The sequence below is a fragment of the Alteromonas sp. CI.11.F.A3 genome (assembly GCF_032925565.1).
Taxonomy (GTDB): domain Bacteria; phylum Pseudomonadota; class Gammaproteobacteria; order Enterobacterales; family Alteromonadaceae; genus Alteromonas.
In genome coordinates, this window is record NZ_CP136708.1 from 3,717,406 (window position 1) to 3,740,025 (window position 22,620).

General features: G+C 44.4%; 17 protein-coding genes and 1 tRNA gene. 5 read left to right on the forward strand and 13 right to left on the reverse strand.

Annotation, left to right across the window (positions count from 1 at the left end; translation table 11 throughout):
* The first annotated feature begins 126 nt into the window (after positions 1 to 126).
* A tRNA-Arg gene (locus tag R1T43_RS16005) sits at positions 127 to 201 on the forward strand.
* A gap of 41 nt (positions 202 to 242) precedes the next feature.
* On the opposite strand, the gene R1T43_RS16010 is transcribed toward R1T43_RS16005, so the two are convergent.
* Complete coding sequence (locus R1T43_RS16010; protein ID WP_317350339.1) at positions 243 to 1,256, reverse strand: transporter substrate-binding domain-containing protein; 1,014 nt, start codon at positions 1,254 to 1,256, stop codon at positions 243 to 245.
* Positions 1,257 to 1,624: 368 nt separating this feature from the next.
* Between R1T43_RS16010 and smrA the strand changes: the two genes are divergently transcribed.
* A complete protein-coding gene (gene smrA / locus R1T43_RS16015) occupies positions 1,625 to 2,215 on the forward strand; it encodes a DNA endonuclease SmrA (RefSeq protein WP_317350340.1) in 591 nt (196 codons plus the stop codon).
* Positions 2,216 to 2,306: 91 nt separating this feature from the next.
* Here the strand turns inward: smrA and R1T43_RS16020 are convergent, their stop codons facing one another.
* Positions 2,307 to 2,447: a hypothetical protein gene (locus R1T43_RS16020; protein WP_013785166.1), complete on the reverse strand. Its 141-nt coding sequence runs from the start codon at positions 2,445 to 2,447 to the stop codon at positions 2,307 to 2,309.
* Positions 2,448 to 2,683: 236 nt separating this feature from the next.
* Positions 2,684 to 6,583: a phosphoribosylformylglycinamidine synthase gene (gene purL, locus R1T43_RS16025; protein ID WP_317350341.1), complete on the reverse strand. Its 3,900-nt coding sequence runs from the start codon at positions 6,581 to 6,583 to the stop codon at positions 2,684 to 2,686.
* A gap of 176 nt (positions 6,584 to 6,759) precedes the next feature.
* Here purL and mltF point away from each other — a divergent pair, with 176 nt between their 5' ends.
* Positions 6,760 to 8,127 carry a membrane-bound lytic murein transglycosylase MltF gene (gene mltF, locus R1T43_RS16030; protein ID WP_317350342.1) on the forward strand — a complete coding sequence of 456 codons (1,368 nt, stop codon included), beginning with the start codon at positions 6,760 to 6,762 and terminating at the stop codon, positions 8,125 to 8,127.
* 284 nt (positions 8,128 to 8,411) lie between these two features.
* Here the strand turns inward: mltF and tadA are convergent, their stop codons facing one another.
* Positions 8,412 to 8,954 carry a tRNA adenosine(34) deaminase TadA gene (gene tadA, locus R1T43_RS16035; protein WP_317350343.1) on the reverse strand — a complete coding sequence of 181 codons (543 nt, stop codon included), beginning with the start codon at positions 8,952 to 8,954 and terminating at the stop codon, positions 8,412 to 8,414.
* 390 nt (positions 8,955 to 9,344) lie between these two features.
* Between tadA and R1T43_RS16040 the strand changes: the two genes are divergently transcribed.
* Positions 9,345 to 9,578 (forward strand): hypothetical protein, encoded by a 234-nt coding sequence (locus tag R1T43_RS16040; RefSeq protein WP_159529251.1) that lies wholly within the window; start codon positions 9,345 to 9,347, stop codon positions 9,576 to 9,578.
* A 94-nt stretch (positions 9,579 to 9,672) separates the two neighbouring features.
* Here the strand turns inward: R1T43_RS16040 and R1T43_RS16045 are convergent, their stop codons facing one another.
* Positions 9,673 to 11,640 (reverse strand): cation:proton antiporter, encoded by a 1,968-nt coding sequence (locus tag R1T43_RS16045; RefSeq protein WP_317350344.1) that lies wholly within the window; start codon positions 11,638 to 11,640, stop codon positions 9,673 to 9,675.
* 262 nt (positions 11,641 to 11,902) lie between these two features.
* Between R1T43_RS16045 and R1T43_RS16050 the strand changes: the two genes are divergently transcribed.
* Complete coding sequence (locus R1T43_RS16050) at positions 11,903 to 12,802, forward strand: GGDEF domain-containing protein (protein WP_211069707.1); 900 nt, start codon at positions 11,903 to 11,905, stop codon at positions 12,800 to 12,802.
* Positions 12,803 to 13,111: 309 nt separating this feature from the next.
* Here R1T43_RS16050 and tilS read toward each other — a convergent pair whose 3' ends face one another.
* The 8 genes from tilS to R1T43_RS16090 all read right to left on the reverse strand — a co-directional run bounded on the left by tilS (position 13,112) and on the right by R1T43_RS16090 (position 22,619).
* On the reverse strand, positions 13,112 to 14,425 hold the full coding sequence (tilS, locus tag R1T43_RS16055; protein WP_317350345.1) for a tRNA lysidine(34) synthetase TilS: 1,314 nt from the start codon (positions 14,423 to 14,425) through the stop codon (positions 13,112 to 13,114).
* Positions 14,426 to 14,483: 58 nt separating this feature from the next.
* Positions 14,484 to 15,440, reverse strand: coding sequence for an acetyl-CoA carboxylase carboxyl transferase subunit alpha (gene accA / locus R1T43_RS16060; protein WP_211069709.1), 957 nt, complete (start codon positions 15,438 to 15,440; stop codon positions 14,484 to 14,486).
* A 68-nt stretch (positions 15,441 to 15,508) separates the two neighbouring features.
* Complete coding sequence (gene dnaE / locus R1T43_RS16065) at positions 15,509 to 18,973, reverse strand: DNA polymerase III subunit alpha (protein ID WP_317350346.1); 3,465 nt, start codon at positions 18,971 to 18,973, stop codon at positions 15,509 to 15,511.
* Positions 18,974 to 18,975: 2 nt separating this feature from the next.
* Positions 18,976 to 19,551, reverse strand: coding sequence for a ribonuclease HII (gene rnhB / locus R1T43_RS16070; RefSeq protein WP_317350347.1), 576 nt, complete (start codon positions 19,549 to 19,551; stop codon positions 18,976 to 18,978).
* Positions 19,544 to 20,692, reverse strand: coding sequence for a lipid-A-disaccharide synthase (gene lpxB, locus R1T43_RS16075; protein WP_317350348.1), 1,149 nt, complete (start codon positions 20,690 to 20,692; stop codon positions 19,544 to 19,546). Before lpxB ends, rnhB begins: the two co-directional genes overlap by 8 nt.
* 15 nt (positions 20,693 to 20,707) lie before the next feature.
* Positions 20,708 to 21,478: an acyl-ACP--UDP-N-acetylglucosamine O-acyltransferase gene (gene lpxA / locus R1T43_RS16080; RefSeq protein WP_211069713.1), complete on the reverse strand. Its 771-nt coding sequence runs from the start codon at positions 21,476 to 21,478 to the stop codon at positions 20,708 to 20,710.
* Between the two features lies 1 nt (position 21,479).
* A complete protein-coding gene (gene fabZ, locus R1T43_RS16085; protein WP_013785179.1) occupies positions 21,480 to 21,929 on the reverse strand; it encodes a 3-hydroxyacyl-ACP dehydratase FabZ in 450 nt (149 codons plus the stop codon).
* A gap of 174 nt (positions 21,930 to 22,103) precedes the next feature.
* Positions 22,104 to 22,619 carry an OmpH family outer membrane protein gene (locus tag R1T43_RS16090; protein ID WP_013785180.1) on the reverse strand — a complete coding sequence of 172 codons (516 nt, stop codon included), beginning with the start codon at positions 22,617 to 22,619 and terminating at the stop codon, positions 22,104 to 22,106.
* Position 22,620 lies beyond the last annotated feature (1 nt).

Consider the following 22,620-nt stretch of genomic DNA (forward strand, 5'->3'; position numbering starts at 1 on the left):
TATTCTGTACAACAAACAAACAGGTAAATTTTAAAACATATACCATGAAACCTTCGGCACCTCATTGATTAATCAAAAGGTTTCGTATTTGATGGAACTACGTATAATAGCTTCTCACAACGTTATGTCCCCATAGTTTAATGGATAAAACAAGGCCCTCCTAAGGCTTAGATGTTGGTTCGATTCCAGCTGGGGACGCCACTACGCTTAACCGCAATCACGGAATGTATTCCTATCTGGTGCTATTTCCCAAGATAATTGTCCAATATCTCTTGCCACTCGTCCGTCTCTATTACTCTAAGTAACGCGGTATTAATTTTTTCTCTTTGGGCACTGTTTTCTGGTAGTGCAATAGCATAATCCTGACGTTCAATCACTTCAGGTAAAATAAGAATACTGTCACCAAAGTTGTTGTTAGTTAAGTACTGTAAAATGGGCTTATCGTAAACCAATGCATCGAGCTTGCCTGATGCCAATTGCGACAAACCCTCTTCAACGCTTTCAAGCCGCTTAAATCCGATATTTTCTTTTTGTAAAAATGCGCTACTTGCAGAGTTTGCCAAGGTGCCCACCCGCACGTTAGGTAAGTCCTCAAGCCCTTCAACACTTGAAGATAGCTGACTTACGGTAAGGCTTGTGGCAATGGCTGCGGTAAAGCTACTGATTAAAATAATGGCTGCGAACATCCAAATGAAGCCGATTACCCTCCCCCCAAAGGTAACAGGGGCCTTATCGCCATACCCTACTGTGGTCATTGTCACCGCCGCCCACCAAAAGCTAGCACCAAGGCCTTGTTGCGTTGAGCCGCCAAACATCTCAGTGTTGCGCTTTCTTTCAAATAGCCACAATAACGCTCCTACCGCTAGTAGCAAGCCGCACAAAGCTGATAGAGCAACTAAAAATTCCCAGCTGAAAAAACCTTTAACGGCTGACATCCACCGATTTCCTTCGCTAGGCACGGCGATAGCTAATCCCGTAGTATAAAAGGGGTGCGTAAAATCAATAACCGATTCTCGTTGCGCATTGACGGTAAGCGCAGCAACAGACGCATCAAAACGACCGCTTTCTACTCCCGCCACCAGCTCAACCAAAGAGGCTTCGGTCAACGCATAATCAGTAGCCGTTAATTCTGCAATTTGCTCCCAAAGCGCAATACTTATACCTTCAAAAGAACCATCCTCGTTTTTGATGACAAACGGCGGTGCGACCTTCGTAGCAATCACCTGTTTTATTTCATTATCATTGGTTTGCGCCATACTTGGCATCGTGACACTTAAGTAAAACACTAAGATTGTGATTATTCGACACATTGTTTTCATACTTGTCCCTGTGATTTGTTTACTTTTAAACTGCGTTTAAGCCACGTTCATTAATAGTAACCCATCGTCAAATTAGCTACGTATAAGATTCAGTCGCCAATAATTAAAAAACTATCTCGACTTCGGCTTTTAAAATGATGCTACTTTTAGGATAAACCCATGGTATACGAGAGTAGAATATTCAACAAACAGCCCCATATTGAATCTTAGTAAAACAGTGCTTATTTAGGTCAACGTTGAAAAGTAGTATTGGCGTAGCGAATACATTCATGAAAATAACGCTTCGCTGAGTGTGGGAGAAAACTATGACTGATTTTGAAAAAAATGATGATTTACATTCGTTCTTTGCTGAGATGCAGGATGTAAAACCCATTAAACCTTCAAATAAAGCGTTATTGCATGATACAGAGAGTGCGATAGCTGAAAAAAAGAGGCGCGCTGCAAGTCAACGCAGTGAAAGGGAAAAGTTGAAAAGCCCGCTAAGTCTAGAAGGGGTAACACCTGTAAAGCCTGACGATTTCATTTTATTCCAACAACCAGGTATTCAAGATGGTGTGTTCAAAAAATTACGCATGGGTAAATACCCATTAGAAGAAACCCTTTCTTTAAATGGCATGACGATTGAGCAAAGTAGAGATGCACTATACAAAGCGATAACCGACTCACATAAACGAGGTGTGAGGGCATTATTGATTAAGCACGGCAAGGGTGAAGAGAGTAAACCTTTTCCTGCTTATAAGAAAAGTTTTGTTAATCACTGGTTGCTTGAATTAGAAGAGGTTATTGCCTACCACACGGCGCAACCTATGCACGGCGGATTTGCAGCTACGTATGTATTATTGAAGAAACATCCAGATCAGAAATTGATCAACAGAGAGAAAAATAGGAAAGGCTAATAGCGCAAGATTTATAAAATGAATTGGTAAAGCTGAGTGATTAACGCCAGTATCTGAAAACAGATACTGGCGTTAGAATTTCACTTTCAGACTACTTAACTGAAGACTGCACAACTAGCGTTGAAGTAACGTCGGCAGATTTAGCTGAACTGCTGAAAACAGCAGTAACAAACATCAGCACAACCGCTATGGCTACTCCGGTTAAGCCAAACCCTTTTGATGAACGATTCATTCGTCGTCTCTTGTTATCAACACCAACAATATTTTCTGTTGGTACAACCCTTAAAACAAACTCCTGTAACCAGTCTGCAATCCCTGCATTGCACTACAATAGATCAGTGACTTATCGAAGACAAGCCCTCAGTACAAATTTTTGACACTTTGCCAATCTATTGACACGCTTCACGCTCATTTAAGTGAAAAAGTAGAGATAAGAACATCTTACCTCTACTAAGCTTAAGCGCGTTTTTATCCTATAAAACGACGTGCATTTCTAAAGATACGCATCCATGCACCATCTTCTTGCCAATCGTCTGGACGCCATGAGTTAGCCACCGCTCTAAACACACGTTCAGGGTGCGGCATCATAATAGTGCTGCGTCCGTCACTAGAGGTTAGCCCAGTGATACCTTCAGGCGAACCATTCGGGTTAGCTGGGTACTGCATAGTGGGTTGGCCGTAGTTATCTACATAACGAAGTGCCACTTGCGATGCTACAGACGAAAGCGCGCTGTCGCTTGCAAACTCTGCTTGGCCTTCACCGTGCGATACTGCAATTGGCATGCGCGAACCGGCCATGTCTTGCAACAACACAGAAGCAGACTTAGTCACTTCTACCATGGCAACACGGGCTTCGAAACGTGCCGATTGGTTAGCAACAAAGTGCGGCCAATGTTCAGTACCAGGAATAAGTGACTTCAAGTTAGACAGCATTTGGCAGCCGTTACAAACCCCTAGACTAAAGGTACTGTTACGGTCGAAGAAGGCAGCGAATTGATCCCGTGCAAGCTCGTTGAACAAGATTGATTTCGCCCACCCTTCACCGGCTCCAAGTACATCACCGTAAGAAAAACCACCACAAGCAGCTAAACCGGCGAAGTCATCAAGAGTGACTTTACCGGCTAAGATATCGCTCATGTGTACATCAACAGCGTTAAAACCAGCGCGGTTAAATGCAGCAGCCATTTCAAGGTGCGAGTTTACGCCTTGTTCACGCAAAATGGCGACGTTAGGTTGCACACCTTTCGCGATATATGGCGCAGCAATATCTTCATTTACGTCGTACGTAAGCGCAGCATGTAGGCCAGGATCGGCGGCATCTTGCTTAGCGGCATGTTCTTGTTCAGCACATACAGGGTTATCGCGAAGCTTTTGCATCGCCAAGGTGGTTTGTGCCCACGTAGTACGCATGGCTACGCGACTATCGTTCAGCACGGCCACGTTATCACGAGTAAATTCGATAGTGTCGGTGGTATTTAACGTACCGATGTAATGACTAACATCAGTTAAATCAAAAGACGCGAGTACAGCGTTAACTTGCTCGATGTCTTTGTCTAACACTTGAAGTACGCCACCAAGCTCTTCGTTAAACAACACAGATAAGTCTGAACTCGCTTCTGAACCTGAAATGCCATCTAGCGCAACACTTACACCGGTTTTACCGGCAAAGGCCATTTCGGCTACCGTGGTAAATAGTCCACCATCAGAACGGTCGTGGTAAGCCACTACCAGTTGTTTCTCTATTAGCGTTTGTACCGCATTAAAGAAGGCTTTCAAACGCTGCGCAGAAACCACATCGGCAGGTGCATCACCTAATTGCTCGTACACTTGTGAAAGACAACTCGCGCCAAGGCGGTTCTTGCCTTCACCTAAATCGATTAGCAATAGTTGGCTGTCACCCTTATCGGTGCGAAGCTCTGGTGTTACCGTTTTACGAATATCTTTTACGGCACCGAAAGCAGAAATCACTAACGATAACGGTGATGTTACCGCTTTCTCTTCGCCTTCCTCTTGCCATGCGGTTTTCATCGACATGGAGTCTTTGCCTACCGGAATGGTTAATCCCAATTCAGGGCAAAGCTCTTCACCTACGGCTTTTACTGCTTCATACAAACCAGCATCTTCACCGGGGTGTCCTGCGGCGGCCATCCAGTTTGCTGAAAGCTTAATACGGGTTAAATCACCAATATTTGCTGCAGCAATGTTGGTTAACGCTTCACCTACCGCTAAACGCGCTGACGCACCATGAGATAACAAGGCAACCGGGGTTCTCTCACCCATCGCCATGGCTTCACCGTGGTAAGTATCAAAAGCAGTGGCAGTAACCGCTACATCGGCCACAGGTACTTGCCAAGGGCCAACCATTTGGTCGCGGTTAACCAAGCCTGTTACCGAGCGATCGCCAATGGTAATTAGGAAGGTTTTTTCCGCCACAGTAGGTAGCGATAATATGCGTGTTGCTGCGTCAGCTAGTGTTATGTCGCTTTCATTAAAACCAGTGGTTTCTAATGGCTTGCTGGTAACGTCGCGATGCATTTTAGGCGGCTTGCCAAGTAACACATCAAGGGGCATGTCTATAGGCTGGTTATCGAATTGGCTGTCGTTTACATTCAATTCTTGTTCAGCAGTGGCTTCCCCTACTACGGCGTAAGGTGCGCGCTCACGGGCACAAATCGCTTCAAATACCGACATATTTTCTGGCGCTACCGACATCACGTAACGTTCTTGTGATTCGTTACACCATAATTCTAGTGGTGTCATACCCGGTTCGTCAGACAATACGTTACGCAGTTCAAACTTACCGCCACGACCGCCATCGTTAACTAACTCAGGCAGTGCGTTTGATAAACCACCCGCGCCCACATCGTGAATAAACTGAATGGGGTTGTCATCGCCTAACTGCCAGCACGCATCAATAACTTCTTGGCAACGACGTTCCATTTCTGGGTTTTCACGCTGTACCGAAGCAAAGTCCAGATCTTCATTTGACTGACCTGATGCCATGGAAGAGGCAGCGCCTCCACCAAGGCCGATATTCATTGCAGGGCCGCCAAGCACGATAAGTTTGGCACCTACGGTAATTTCGCCTTTTTCAATATGTTCACGGCGAATATTACCTAAACCACCCGCAAGCATAATAGGCTTGTGGTAACCACGTACTTCGACACCATTGAAGCTATTTACTTCTTGCTCGTAGGTACGGAAGTAACCAAGCAAATTCGGACGACCAAATTCGTTGTTAAATGCTGCGCCACCTAGCGGGCCATCTAGCATAATATCTAGCGCGCTTACGATACGTTGTGGCTTACCGTAGTCTTTTTCCCACGGCTGTTCTAACCCTGGAATACGTAAGTTAGACACGCTGAAACCACCTAAACCTGCTTTAGGCTTAGAGCCACGACCGGTAGCACCTTCATCACGAATTTCACCACCAGAACCTGTTGCGGCGCCTGGGAAAGGCGAAATAGCGGTTGGGTGGTTATGGGTTTCCACCTTCATCAGAATATCGATATTCTCATGATGGTATTCGTATTGGTGTGTTTGTGGATTCGGGAAGAAACGCCCAGCTTCCCAGCCTGACATCACCGCAGCGTTATCTTTATAGGCCGAGTAAACATGATCGGGTAACACTTCAAATGTGTTCTTGATCATTTTGAACAAAGATTTGTCTTGGTCTTCACCGTCGATTGTCCAACTGGCATTGAAAATCTTATGGCGGCAATGTTCAGAGTTTGCTTGTGCAAACATGTAAAGCTCTACATCGGTAGGATTACGCGCCAAACGCGTAAAGCTTTCGAATAAATACTCTATTTCATCATCAGCCAGTGCTAAACCAAGCTGGATATTGGCATCAACCAGTGCTTGCTTGCCATCTTCTAGTATCGCTACTGAAGTAAAGGTTTTCGCCGTGGTTTGTGCAAACAATACTTCTGCCGCCGCAGTATCAGGAAAAACAGTTTCCGTCATGCGGTCATGCAAATGCGCCGCAACAAGACTATAGTCAGCATCGCTAAGCGATTGCTCTGCTTCTATATAAAAAGCACAGCCTCGCTCTATACGATTAATCGTGTTCAGACTACAATTGTTTGCGATATCAGTTGCTTTGGTAGACCAAGGAGAGATTGTTCCTGGTCGGGGTGTTACCACGAAGAGGTTGCCAGTTGGCGTTTGGGTTTGTCGGGCAGGCCCGTAGGTAAGCAGCTTTTTAAGTATTTCTAATTGCTGCTGCGAAAGTCCACCTTTTGAATCGATAAGGTGAATATATTCGCTATATAGGTTTTTCACCTTAATGCCGGATTGACCCAGCTTTGCAATCAGTTTAGTTTGGTGAAACTCTGATAGTGCGGGAGCGCCTCGAAGGACCAACATATTGCTTTACCTGGTTGTTCAGAAACAACGACCATCAATGGGACGCGTTGCCTCTGTAATTGATGAATATTTCGGCGCGGATTATAGAGGATTTATACTCTATTGGTAACCTTCAACATAGGCTATGTTGCAGTTTTTTTTCCCAAGACCCAATTTACAACAATAAGAAAAGGTTTATGCCGTTACAACAATACAAAAAGCGATTAAAAACATCTTTTTTTATCGCATTATGCTTTTTCGCTACAAGTTGTGGCTCTCCTACCGTTCCGAACGCTTTGTTATCACTAATAGAGCGTGGTTCGATAAAAGTGGGCACGCTTTACGGTGCTGCTACTTATTATAATGGCGCCGAAGGTCCACAAGGTTTTGAATATGAATTACTTGCCGGCTTTTCAGATTATGTCGGGGTAACGCTCGACTTATATCCTTTCTACAGTTACGACGCCATGCTAGAGCAACTTGCCGAAGGCAACCTTGATATTGTCGCCACGGGTGATGCAGTTACCGATGCCTTACTGATGCGCTTTACTTACGGGCCAGCATATCAAACCGTTGCTCAACACTTAGTATACCGCGCGGGTACCACAAGACCTCGTGAACTCGATAGCCTTGTGGACCCTGTCGTTGCTGTGTCAGGTAGCAGTCAAGCGCAGCTACTTGCAGTATTAAACGGCTCAAGTGAATCGCTATTAGTTACCACTGAAGATTCTGATGCCGAAGAGTTGCTACAAAAAGTGGCGACGGGCGATATTGCTTACACCCTTGCCGATAGTAACCGACTTGCCCTGCAACGAAGACGTCACCCCAATTTGGCCGTCGGATTAACCGTACGAGAAGAAATGCCGATGGCATGGGCACTAAACCCTGAATTAGACGATTCCATTAAAGCTGCCATTATTGAATATTTTGGTACCGTGCATCAATCAGGCTGGTTTACCGTATTAGAAGAAAAGTATTTTGGTCACATTAGGCAATTTGACTACGTTGATAGTAGAGCATTTAATCAATCTGCCGAATCGCTGTTAAAAGATTATAAAAGTATGTTTCAGCAATATGCTGGAGATTTAGATTGGCGCTTATTGGCGGCGATGAGTTACCAAGAAAGCCACTGGGATCCTGATGCAATTTCTCGCACGGGCGTCCGCGGTTTAATGATGCTGACCATGGACACGGCCAATGATTGGGATGTAGAAGATCGTACCGACGCAGAACAAAGCATTCGCGGAGGTTCTCGCTACTTCGCCAGCTTGTTAGGAAGAATTCCTGCACGAATTGGCGATCCAGATAGAACTTGGATGGCAATGGCGGCGTATAACCTTGGTCTAGGGCATTTAGAAGATGCCCGAATTCTAACAGAGCGTCAGGGTGGCAATCCTGATCTCTGGGTAGACGTTAAACAACGACTTCCACAACTAAGGCAAAAGAAGTACTACAGAACAACACGTTATGGGTACGCACGGGGCGATGAAGCGCTTCAGTATGTGGATAATATTCGTCGATATTACGACAGTTTACTTTGGCTAGACGAACAAGGAAGAATTTAGCTAACGCCATATTGAATTTTGTCATTATGGTGTCATCTAAGATCAGTACCATCGAATGTAGCTCGCTTTATCGGCTGGTTAAGGCATAAATGCAGAAACGATGAAATGACAATATGCCTTATTCAATTTCCCAATTTGTATTAACAAGGAGGGCAAAATGAAAAGAAACAAATTATTTAGGAAAGGAATAAAATTGAAAAATAATAATAGACGTAGAGTGATGCTAAAAAGAATGCATCAAAAAGTACTACAACGCCGCAAGCTGTTTGTCACCAGTGAAATGTTTACTCAGCTGACCCGCAATGCTTAAGCGCCGCCTGTTTGGCTTTTTTATCTAACTTTATCTGTGCTCGACGACGTTTAAAAAATGCTGAAATTTTATCAGCACAGTCGTCGGCCAACACCCCTGGTATTACATCAACCTGATGATTAAGTGATGGATGGTTCAAAATATTCATCACTGACCCTGCCGCCCCTGTTTTAGCATCGCTGGCACCAAATACCACTCGCTTAATTCTGGCGTGAACCAACATTCCGGCACACATCGAACATGGCTCTAACGTGACATAAAGCGTAGCATCGGTAGTACGGTAGTTTTGTAAGTGCTTTGCCGCCATTCTTACCGCATTCATTTCTGCGTGAGCGGAAGGATCGCTATCTGTGATAGGCGTATTCCACCCTTCACCAATCAACTCACCATTATGTACAACACAGGCACCTACCGGCACCTCTCCCATTGCTTCTGCTTTATCCGCTAGGCTGAGGGCGTGCTGCATCCACTTTGTATGCTTTACCATGCGTTTAGAATTGTTAATTTCGTCATTCATTCGTTAATTTAACTAATTTTTCGTGAATTAGATTTTCACCAGCATAATTCAATAAATACAAATTACTATAAACCTTTGATTAATAGTGAATTTACAACAATGGCAGTCATCTTGCTATCTTTGGTATAGATATACTTACGAATTACAGAGCGCTAACGTAAATATCTGCATGTCCATTCGCTTATTCTATATGAAGTAGGCAAAAAGCTTTAATGCATAGTTACGTATTTATTTACACTTTTTTCCGAACAAGCGTATATATAAGCGCTATAGTAACGAAAAAAGTATGTTTAGCGTAGTCGCTTTGTAAGCTTGGTTTGTAGGAAAGAAAATTATTTTTCACCTACACTGAATGCAGAACAATTTAAAACAAACTGAAGGGAAAGTACCATGAATCTGACCGCTATTTTTATTGTTGCTATTATCGCTTGGGCCATTGTGAGTATCACAGGCTCATCAAAAACTAAAAAATCAAATAAGGCGTCAGATAAAGCAGCAGAAGCTTATCAAGCTGAAATTGCTTCACTCAAGGAACGGGTTTCTGTGCTTGAAAAAATTGTTACCGATGAAAAATACGATCTGAAAAAGCAGTTTGCGGACTTAGAAAAAGATAAGGTTGCATAAGCTTTTTTGTTAAACACTTTTTCTAAGTGATTGTTTCTGAATGCTTTCACTTGCTGTCAATCATCAAGAGCGGTCTTAAGCATTTTACGAGCGGCTAGCTGCCTTCCAGTAATTTCCTCTCAGCGCGTTCTACGCGCCGAGGTTTGCCGGCAATAACGAGCACATCATGGGGCTGTAGCACAGCTTCATGATCGGGGTCTTTTACTTCAGTACCATTTCTTCTTAATCCACGCACATTCACCCGCATTCTGGCAAAGTCGATATCTTTAATTTTTTTACCCATACATGCTGCATGCTCTGACAGCACTACAGCATGAATAAATTCAAGTTTATCCTCAGTGCCATAGCTTATTTCTGTGGTTTCCCCTGGGTAAAATCCATGCAAGTGATCGTATCGCCCTTTTCGTTCCGCGCGAACACGCTTTAAAATTCGAGACATGGGCACACCGGCGTAATGCAGTACTTGAGAAATAAGCATCAAACTACCTTCTTGCAACTCGGGTACGACTTGATTTGCCCCCGCAGAATATAAACCATCTAACTGATAGTCTCGCTTAGTTCGCACCATCACATCGGCGGTGTTATCTATTTGATGGGTGCCACTAATAACTTGTTTTGCTTTATCAGGTTGGTCAAAGGTGACTAAGATAAGCTTGGCTTTTTCAACATTGGCGCTACTAAGAATATCTTTTTGACTGGCATCGCCAAACAGCACTGGCTCACCTGCATTTCTACTTTCATGCACACGAACCGGGTCCATATCAATCGCTATAAATGCAATGCCTTCCATCTTCAGCATGCGAGCTACCGATTGCCCCACCCTGCCAAAGCCACAAATCACAACATGGTTGGTTAAATCGTTATCCACTATTAACGTATTGTGCGCATTGTCTTCACTCTTATTGGCCACAATACGCTTTGCAAATACTAAACTGTTGTTCATTAACCAAGGCGTTAGCGCCATGCTCAATACGCCCATGCTGACAATAAGAGAAGATTGCCCAGTGGTCAGCACACCATAAGTGGTCGCCAATGCAGCAATAACGAAACTAAACTCGCCAATCTGACATAACTTAATACCCGCCGACCATGCATCCAGAGGATTTGTTTTCACAAACGCAGCGGCCACCCTTACCATAAGAATTTTGATAATCATCAGCCCAACAACGCCAAGAACAATGGTAAAGAAGTTACTCCACAACACGTTTATATCGAGCTGCATACCAACGGTAACGAAAAACAATCCCATCAAAATATCGCGAAAGGGGCGTATATCGGCTTCTAGTTGGTATTTGTACTGACTTTCACCCAACATCATTCCCGCAAGAAAGGCACCCAATGCCATAGACAACCCAAAGTAATAAGTTAGGCCACCAGCCAATAGCGCGATTAAAATTGTGGTAAGAACAAAGAGCTCATCGGTTCGGGTTTTAGCCACTTCTCTAAAGACCCAGGGTAACACCCACTTACCTACCGACATTAAAAACGCAATGACGAATATACCTTTTAGCAAAGCCTCGCCTAAGGCAAATGCAATGCTGACCTCGCCACTTTGAGCAAGCAAAGGAATAGCAATAAGGAAAGGAACAACAGCAAGATCTTGGAACAACAGAATACTCACAGCCAGCTGGGTTCTTCTATTATTGAGAATCCCCATTTCAGTTGCTTGTTTGATGACAATTGCTGTTGAGCTTAGTGCTAAAGCGCCACCTATAATAATAGAGGCACTAATGGGTAACCCGAAAAGATATGGAATACTGGTAAATACCGCGGTGGTCAGCAGCATTTGACCAACCCCAACACCAAACACTAATGCACGCATGGCCACTAACTTTGGCAGGGAAAATTCCAGCCCTAGTGAGAAGAGCAAAAAAACGATGCCGGTTTCAGCCAGCAAATGCATTTCTTGAGGGTGAGCGAAAAGCGCGAAAAGCTGAGGACCCGCTAATATACCTGCAAATAAATACGCTAAAATTGGCGGTAAATGGATGCGCTTAAAAATAGCCACGCTACAAACGGCAATAAACATTAACGCAATTACGTTCAAAAAACCGGCACTCACTTCACATCTCCCTACCGTTAATTTGAGGCTTCAATGTTCCACGCTGATTAAAATTTGCGCTCACCTGAATTAAAATACGACTGAACTTCAAAGTATTACAGCAGCCCTAGCAACCCTACATTTTTATTAGCCTATATCGCAAAGCAATATTGCAGGAATTGGCATTAAGCTTGCTAATACCTATTAACAAATTAGCATAAGCGGCAAATTTTGACACTTTCCACTTATGTATATTTTTCCGTATTGCTAAAGGGGCATTTCCGTGGATTTCTCTACTACTATCTACGATAGCACACAACATGACAATTTTTATCCTCCTGCTAGCACGGGTCAGGCGTTATCTGCCAGTGAAATAACCTCCTTCATCAGCGAGATTTTGTCTACGCTGGAATTGGAAAAGCTTGGTGAAATTTACTTTCGCCAATTGAATGGTTTTTTCTCATTGGCCGGTTTAAGCTTATCGGATTTAGACACCCGTTGGGTATACGGAAATGCCAAACTATCGTCAACACTTGTGGCGATACCATTGCCAGGTGTTACCTCTCAGAAAGGTAAACTCGCAACTGCGCATTATTATTTCGCAGTACCGCTTTCCCTCTCTGAACGAAATGCACTAGAGCAACTTCATGAACTATTTGCTAAACAAGTCGCTCAAGCACAATCTTTTTTACGCCTACACCAGATGACGACTAAAGACGTGCTAACTGGCTTGGGAAATCGCTCAGGCTTCGATCAGGCACTAGTACGTCAGTTAGGGTGGGCTCAGCGTCACGAGGAAGGCTTTTCATTACTTGTCATAGACTTAGATAATTTCAAATCGGTTAATGATGGCCACGGTCACCGAGAAGGTGATAATGTTTTAGTCCATGTAGCGTCTCAGTTACAACACGTACTAAGAGATGAAGATGAAGCATTTCGATTTGGTGGCGACGAGTTCTGCTGCCTTTTAGATTGCCAAACACAATTTCAGTTAGAATGTGCCGCATCGCGTATTCAGCTTAGTATTAACCAATCAAGTTATTTAAGACGCATGAATGTATCGTGCAGTTTAGGTGGCGCTATTTACCGTGAGGGTGACGATACCGGTAAGCTTTTTGACCGCGCCGATGCTGCGTTATACAAAGTGAAGCAATCTGGTAAAAATAGCTACTTAGCCGCTTAAACCACCCGCTCATATAGGTTTAGTGAATCAAGTATCCTGCGTAGCGTTTTTTAACTGTGAGCGTTTTTTCACTATGAGCGTTTTTAATAATGTTGGCGGAAATTAGCGACAGTGCTTCAGTAAAAATAACGCTAGTACCACAGTGGTTATTGCAGCGTAGAGAGGACACCTCTTACGTATATTAGGTATAATAAATATATCTAAGTAAGTAAGCATCTTTTGGCACGGCTGCCATGAAGTAACAGCTTACTTTTGCCCACTGGCAAATATTTTCCGGCTCCGACACCTTATTACTCACAAAGATAGACTTTAGTCTACACCCACTATTTCAACAGCTAACGTCGGTGGCATGGTTTCCAAGATAACGACTTTTCGATTTACTACCAACGCCACCGCCTCTTCATCTAAAAAGAGTATAGGCGCCTCGGCTCTTTCCCACGTAGGAACCTTCCACTGTTTAAACCAATCTTTAAGTATCTTCGATACCTGTGCGCCTTTTGGCTTTACACGTAGTCCCTTCACGCCCATTTTAATGGTTACTGCGCCCGATAGCTTATTCGTCACTCTTAGCGTTAGGGGTTCTCTCAACCAAAACAATTCGGTGTCGACGCTATCTTTTACATCAAGGCTATGCGGTATCTGGCTGTTTAGTTTTAATAACCAATAAAGGTCGCTATTAAACCTTGCTACTTTTCCCCAAGAAAACGACACTTCAGGCGCAGCATCTTGTTTCGCCAATAGCATATTTTCTATTTGCGCTAATTGTGCTTGAGAGGGATGCAACACCGATTGCTTTGAAAACCATTGGCGCAATACGGCTCGTTGCCAGTTTTTAGACAAGGTAAGCAGCTCAGCGCCTTTTAACTGAGTATCTGTCACTAAGCACTGACTAAGATATATTTCAGCCTGCTCTGTTACTAAGGCCGTTTGCTCGGCACATAGCTGGGCACTTCTTAGTGCAGTTTTTGACAATTGAGGCCATCGCTCAGATAACGCTGGGACAATCTGATTGCGAAGGAAATTACGATCATAGCGATCATCGGCATTTGACTCATCATTGACCCACTGCAAATCAAGGCGATTCGCGGCATCAACAATATCGGTTTTCTGAAGTGCTAACATGGGACGAAGGGTAAGTACCCCATTTCGCCATTGTTGCGCTCCCATGCCTGACAGCCCTTGTGGCCCCGCACCGCGCTTTAACTGCAACAGTACGGTTTCTAGCTGATCTTCAGCATGTTGACCTAAAAGAAGCACGCCATTGTTCGCATGGCAAAACTCATGTAGCACCTTATAGCGGGCGTCTCTGGCTTCAGATTCAAGGCTCTTACGAGCGCCATTATCAACGGCGACGTGATAATGGTTAAGCGGAATTGTTAATTTGTCACATTCAGATTGGCAATGGCGTAGCCACGTATCGGCATTATCGCTCAACCCATGGTGTACATGAACGGCGTGGACAGCCGTAGAAGTTTGCTCGCGAAAGGCATGCAGGACATGCAGCAGTAAGGAGGAATCCACCCCTCCGCTGTAAGCAACAACGAGAAGAGGTGGCGCTTCAAATGATGTGTTAGCAAGTGAGGTAGTGATAGACTCACAGATGTGATTTACAATCTCACTCACTTGCTATGCCCATTCTATACACTCACTGTACTAGTTTCTTCTAGCTTTCTGCGTTTACCTAGCAGTAGCCGAAAGACATAAGACGTTGATAACGTTCTTCCATTAAGTCAGCCGTGTCTAAGGTTTTAAGTTGACTCAACTGCTGTTTAAGTACCGCTTTTAAGTTCGCAGCCATGCTAGTGTGGTCACGATGAGCGCCACCTAGTGGCTCTTCAACAATACTATTAATAAGCCCAAGCTCTTTAATCTGGCCTGCACTTACACCCATTGCTTCTGCGGCTAATGGCGCTTTTTCTGCACTTTTCCACAAAATAGACGCACAACCTTCAGGGGAAATAACCGAGTAAGTTGAATATTGCAGCATGTTCACACGATCGCCAACACCAATCGCAAGCGCGCCGCCTGAACCACCTTCACCAATAACGGTACAAATAATTGGCACCGTAAGTTCAGCCATTTCAAACAAGTTTTTCGCAATGGCTTCACTTTGTCCGCGCTCTTCCGCGCCCACACCTGGGTAAGCCCCTGGCGTATCGATGAAAGTAATGATTGGCAAATTGAAACGCTCTGCCATTTTCATCAAACGCAGTGCTTTACGGTAACCTTCAGGTTTAGGCATACCAAAGTTACGCTTAATTTTTTCGTTGGTGTCGCGCCCTTTTTGATGCCCAATCACCATCACAGGTTGGCCATCTAACATAGCTGGTCCGCCAAGAATGGCTTTGTCATCAGCGAAAGCTCTATCACCTGCCAACTCGTCAAAGTCGGTAAAAATACGCGGGATGTAGTCTAGCGTATAAGGGCGCATAGGGTGACGGGCAAGTTGCGATACTTGCCACGCGCCTAAGTCAGAAAAAATCTTTTTTGTTAGCTCTGCGCTTTTACCGCGCAGCTTGTTAATATCTTCTTCAATACCAACATCGAATTCACCGCCTTGATTCACTAACCTAAGCTCTTCAATTTTTGCTTCTAATTCGGCTATCGGCTGTTCAAAGTCCAAAAACTGTATACTCATTGTATGTCCTATTCGTACTGCGCTTGTCAATGCCAACGCGAGATAGTCAATCTATCGAACTCTACCCACTAATGGTAGAGGATTGAAACGGCTTTTTCTCCCAAACATTGCTTGAGATCGTGCAAAAGTTGATCTTCTGGTGTAACGAACCACCTTGCACCACACGTAATTAGTGCTTCTGCATCGGGATGCGTTACTAATAAATGCACCGGACAACTTCCGCCTTTATAGGCCTGCAAGATAGATTGCATTTGATTAATCTTTTTCGGTTCAAGCAACTGGGTTTCAACATTTAACGCCAATGCTCTCGCGTTTTTCTCCCGTGCCTGAACAATGTCCATTACATCACGGGCGGTGATTGTATTGCCCCCAGAGAAATCATCAAAGCTGACCTGTCCCTTTATGAGCAATATTCTGTCAGTTTCTAGCATAGATTCATACTGTTCGAAGGTATCTGGGAAAAAACGAGCGTCTATTCGCGCACTTTTATCATCAAGTGTGACAATAGCCCAACGTCTTCCTCGCTTATTGGTCATTACCCTAACCCCAAGCACTAAGCCAACAGCATTTGCCATTTGTTCTTTGCCTGTGGGTTTTAAGTCGACCAGCCTTCCATCAGTGTAATGCCTAATTTCTTCGACGTATTGGTTTATAGGATGACCTGTAAGGTATAAACCTAAGGTATCTTTTTCACCTTCTAACCATACTTTTTCTGGCCATAGTGGCACATCAGCAAAAGCTTGTTCTACTTCATCAGGCTCAGTGGTTAGCAAACCAAACATGTCTGACTGTCCAAACGATTCCGCTTTAGCGTGCTGCCCCGCAGCTGCGATAGCATCGGGTAAAGATGCCATGAGTGCAGCCCGGTGAGGGCCTAGATTATCCAGCGCACCCGCGAGTACTAGTTTTTCCAGCACTCGTTTATTAACACGCTTAATATCAATTTTTGCACAAAAATCGAACAAATCTTTAAACGCACCTTGGTTTTCTCTGGCTTCGATAATGGCTTCAATGGGACCTTCACCTACCCCTTTAATAGCGCCAATACCGTATACAATTCTGCCTTTCTCATCGACGGTGAATTTATGCTTACCCGCATTTAAGTCTGGGGGCAATAACTCAAGACCCATTCGACTGCATTCATCAACCAAGGTAACAATTTTATCGGTATTATCCATATCGGCCGACATTACCGCGGCCATGAATTCAGCAGGATAATGGGCTTTTAACCATAAGGTTTGATAAGACACCAGGGCGTAAGCAGCAGAGTGAGATTTGTTAAACCCGTAGCCGGCGAATTTTTCTACCAAGTCGAAAATTTTCATTGCCAAATCTGGGTCGATGTTGTTGTTCTTCGACCCTTCAGCAAACGCGCCACGTTGCTTAGCCATTTCTTCTGGCTTTTTCTTACCCATAGCACGACGTAACAAATCGGCGCCACCTAGGGAGTAGCCCGCCATTTCCTGCGCAATCTGCATTACCTGTTCTTGGTACAAGATAATGCCGTAGGTAGGCTCTAGAATTTCTTGCAAGCATTCGTGCTGGTATTCAGCATCGGGATAAGAAATAGCTTCACGGCCATGCTTACGGTCGATGAAGTTATCTACCATGCCCGATTGCAAAGGTCCCGGTCTAAACAAGGCTACCAAGGCGATAATATCTTCAAAGCTATCTGGCTTAAGGCGTTTTATTAGCTCTTTCATACCGCGAGATTCCAACTGGAACACCGCGGTAGTTTCTGCATTTAGCAGAGTGCGGAAGCTTTTTGCATCCGCTAAAGGAATAGAGGTGATATCAATGTCGATACCCTTCCCTTCCTTCACCATATCAATGGCCCACTGGATAATGGTTAGGGTACGTAACCCCAGGAAGTCGAACTTAACCAGCCCTGCAGTTTCAACATCGTTTTTATCGAATTGAGTAACCGGGTTATTACCTTCATCGTCGCAGTATAGCGGCGCAAAATCGGTAATAGTGGTTGGCGCAATAACTACACCACCAGCATGTTTACCGGCATTTCGCGTTACCCCTTCTAAAATATGCGCCATGTCGATAAGGTCTTTAACCTCTTCGTCTTGGTCGTACACTTCGGGTAAACGAGGCTCGGCGGCAAACGCTTTTTCAAGGGTCATGCCTGGGTCAGGTGGAATAAGCTTTGAAATACGATCGACAAAACCGTAAGGGTGACCTAGTACACGGCCCACATCGCGCACCACGGCTTTTGCCGCCATGGTACCAAAGGTAATAATCTGCGATACCGCCTGACGGCCATAAAGTTCAGCCACGTGATCGATAACTTCATCACGTCTATCCATACAGAAATCGACATCGAAATCCGGCATTGATACCCGCTCAGGGTTAAGGAATCGTTCGAAGAGCAAGTCGAATTCAAGGGGATCAAGGTCGGTAATATCTAATGCATAAGCCACTAAAGAGCCCGCACCAGAACCACGACCAGGGCCTACTGGAATGTTGTTATCCTTACTCCACTGGATGAATTCCATTACGATAAGGAAGTAGCCAGGGAAACCCATTTGGTTGATTACTTCTAACTCGATACGGAGCCTGTCATCGTACTCGGGGCGTTTTTCTGCACGTACTTGCTCATCAGGAAACAGAAACGCTAACCGGCGCTCAAGTCCTTCTTCCGACACTTTGACCAAGAAATCTTCAGTGGTCATGCCACCAGTAGGAAACTGGGGCAAAAAGTATTCGTCTAATCGTACTGTAACGTTGCATCGCTTAGCGATTTCAACCGTATTTTCTATGGCCTCAGGGATATCACTGAAGAGCTCCACCATTTCTTCGCTGGTACGAAGATATTGCTGGTCGCTGTATCGTTTAGGACGGCGAGTATCATCTAGGGTGTAGCCATCATGAATACACACTCGTATTTCGTGCGCGTCGTAACCTTCTTTATTAATGAAGCACACTTCATTGGTTGCTACTACTGGCAAGCCTTCTCGCTCGGCACATTCTACCGCGCGGTGTAAGTAATCTTCTTCACCAGGGCGACCAGTGCGAATAAGCTCAAGATAAAAACGGTCTTGGAAATGGGTTTTATAGAAGGCCAACGATTCTGCCAACAAGCTGGTGTTGTTTTTAGTCAGGGCTACGCCAACATCACCTAACTGAGCACCGGAAAGTATGATTACGCCTTCAGCATGTTCAATAAGCCAATCTTGATCGATAACTGCTCTATGCGCAACGTGACCTCGCAAGTAGGCTTTAGAAATAAGAACCGTAATGTTCTTATAGCCCTCGTTATTCATCGCAAGCAAGGTAAGACGGAACGGCTCATCGCCAAAGGCTTCATTGGTCACCCAGAAATCGGTACCAATAATAGGTTTAATGCCAAGCCCATGTGCACCAGAATAAAACTTTACCAAACCACACATATTCATTTGGTCGGTAATCGCCACAGCAGGCATGTTGTACTCAGACACTTTGCCAAGTATGGGCTTAACCTTATTAAGCCCATCCATCATGGAATAATCGCTGTGTACGCGTAAATGAATAAAAGGCGAGGACATAATTATTGAATCTCTTGTAGTAGTGCCTTAACTGGTTTAAAGCTTTTGCGATAACCATCAATCACGCCATGGGTGGCGAGTGCTTCAAAATGCGCTTTTGTAGGATAACCTTTATGGCCAGCAAAACCATATTCAGGATGCAATTCATCCAGTGCCAGCATATCGTTATCACGTTCTACTTTGGCAATGATGGATGCGGCAGAAATTTCAGCGTGTAAGCTATCGCCTTTAACCACAGCTTCTGCAGCGTAAGCCCAATCAGGTAAGCGATTGCCATCAACCCGAACAAAGTCTGGCGTTACCGCTAAACCTTCCACAGCACGCTTCATTGCTAACATGGTAGCATGGAGAATATTAAGGGTGTCGATTTCTTCTGGTGTGGCGCGCCCTATATGCCAATAAAGCGCTTTCGCTTTAATTTCAGCGGCTAACGCTACCCGTTTTTTTTCGCTGAGCTTTTTAGAGTCGGTTAACCCTACTATGGGGTTGGCAGGGTCGAGTATAACGGCGGCGGTTACCACATCCCCAACAAGTGGGCCTCTACCAACTTCATCTACGCCGGCTATTAACTTATGCAAACAATTCCTCCACTACAGCTTGTGCTGCTGTTTTATCAGCATTGCATTTTAGCGTATGGTGGAGGTCGGTGAAACGGGAAATTAAGTCAGTGTTGTCACTGCCAAAATAAGTTAGGGCTTGCTGGCTTAATGTGTCAGGGTTGACGTCGTCTTGAAGCAGTTCCGGTACCAACGCTTCATTAGCCAATAAATTGGGTAAGGCGAAAAAAGGCGCTTTATACAAACGCTGCATAATTTTGTAGGTTATTGGCGAAAGCTTATACGCCACTACCATAGGCCGTTTACACAGCATGGCTTCTAATGTAGCCGTGCCTGAGGCGAGCAATATGACATCACTGGCAATCATGGCGTAGCGAGACGTCCCCTCAGTAACGTGAATAGGTAGCCTTTGAGTTGCGTTGTTAGCCTCGTTCAACATGCTATTAATTTGTTCTAGACGATGCGCATTGGCAGCGGGGATCACAAATTCAATATCCGGTCTTTGCGCGGCAATTTTTTCCATCGTCTCAATAAAAATAGGCAGAAGCGTATCGACTTCACCACGACGAGAACCTGGTAGTACCGCCAAAACTGCTTTATCGATAGGTAGATTGAGTGTTTTGCGAGACGCTTGTTGGTCAGGCGTTAGCGCTATGCTATCTGCCATAGTGTGACCAACAAAGGTATAGGGCACATCGTACTTGTCATAAACTTGCTGCTCGAAAGGGAATAAACCCAGCACTCGGCCTGCGGCCTTCGCAATTTTATGCACCCGCTTTTCACGCCACGCCCAAATAGTCGGGCTAACGTAATGAATGGTTTTAATACCCTTCGATTTAAGTTCTTTTTCTACCCGTAGATTAAAATCAGGGGCATCTATGCCAACAAAAATATCAGGCGGGTTTTCAGAGAAGTATGCGAGCAGCGCTTTTTTGACTTTTAAAATAGCGGGTAGATGGGACAGTACTTCAACTAAGCCCATTACAGATAAGGTTTCCATATCAAATAAACTATGAAAACCTTGAGCCTGCATATTAGGCCCGCCTATCCCCTCAATAATTGCATCAGGGTATAGGCGTTTTAATTCGCCAACCATACCAGCTGCGAGTACATCGCCTGATGGCTCGCCTGCCACCATGGCGATACGCAAAGGTTTACTCATGATAGCGGGCTCATATTATCTGATGATGCCGCGCTCTGCGTTCTTTAGAAACGCAGTCATTAGTGCAACACCGTTAGAACCTGCTTCTTGCGAAGAAAGAATCTCTACCGCTTCAGCCACCGTATTACCTTCACGGTAAATGACTTTATAAGCACGTTTGATGGCCATTATTTCATCTTTATCGAAACCACGACGTCGCAAACCTTCAGAGTTGATGCCCTGAGGAATATTTTTAGTGCCGCTCACCATCACAAAAGGAGGCGTATCGCGAAGAATAATACCGCCGGCACCTAAGAACGCATGTGCACCCACTTTACAAAATTGGTGAATGCCAACCGCACCGCCCACAATAACGAAATCATCAATGTGAACATGCCCAGCAACAGCCACATTATTGGCTAAAATAATGTCATTCCCTAACACGCAATCATGGGCAATGTGTGAATTCACCATAAACAAGCATCGTGAACCAATAATAGTTTCACTGTTATCTTGAATGGTGCCACGATGCACAGTTACGCCTTCACGGAACTCGTTGTCATCACCAATAATTAGATTTGTGGGTTCACCAGCATATTTTTTGTCTTGGCAATCTTCACCAATAGATGAAAATTGATAGAAAGTATTATTCTTGCCAATGCGGGTGGTGCCGCGAACGACCACATGAGACTTCAATACACAGCCATCGCCAATCGTCACATCATCATCAATCACACAAAATGGACCAATAGTGACGTTTTCGCCAATAGATGCTTTATCTGAAATTACCGCAGTAGGATGGATCACGTTAGGTCATCTCTCTCATTGCACACATAAACTCTGCAACACATACATTTTCGCCATCAACAGTTGCAACACCTTTAAACTTCCAGATGCCCCGTCTTTCTTTTACTAAGGCAACATCAAACTCTAGTTTGTCTCCAGGTACAACAGGACGCTTAAATCGAGCGTTGTCAATTCCTGCATATAAATACAATTTATCATTTTGGCCCATGGTCTTAAAACCAAGAACGCCCGCGGCTTGTGCCATGGCTTCTAGAATCAGCACGCCTGGAAATATAGGGCGGCCTGGGAAGTGCCCGGTAAAGCAAGGCTCGTTAAAAGTGATATTTTTATATGCTTTAATTGATTCACCCAGAACGTAGTCTGTTACTCGATCAACCAACAGGAACGGGTATCTGTGAGGAAGTAACGACAGAATTTCCTGGATTTCTATGGTATTGAGTGAAGTGGTCAAAAACTATCTCCTATAGTGCAAGCATGACCTAAAAACTGTTTCATGGTCACAAACTCGCCGTAAATTACTAAAACGGCGGCAACCATACGCTGTTAGGCGCAAAAAACAAATCAGACCAACCCCTTTCGGGCGTTGGTCTGTTGAAATTAGCGACAAACTGTAAGCATTACTGCCTTAGTTTACTTTGCTAACCTGCTCTAATACTTGCTCTGACATGTCGTATTGTTCTTTTACGAAAGGCGTTGCCGTTGCGTTAAGTACAATGTCATAACCTTGTTTAGCGGCAACTGAATCAATTGCTTGCTTGATAAGGCTGAATAATTTGTTTTGTTCTTCGTTGCTACGACGCTGAATGTTTTGCTTAAGCGGTTGCGCTTTTTCTGCTAACTCTTCACGTACAGCCAACATTTTTTGCTCAAGTTCTTTCTTTTCTTGAGCGCTCATTGTTGCTGCGTCGCGTTGAAGACGTTCTGCGAAGAACTGACCATCACGTTGAAGTTGATTAACTTCTTCGATGCGGTCTTTAAACTCCACCTGAATGGCGTTTTGGATTTCAGCAGCCTGAGGCATAGCTTGAAAAATGCCCTGAACATCAACAACAGCAATTTTTTGCTCTGCCATTACAGAAGTACTAACTAGTGCGCTACCAAGCATTGCACCTGCAACAATATGTTTAACCAACTGTTTCAAA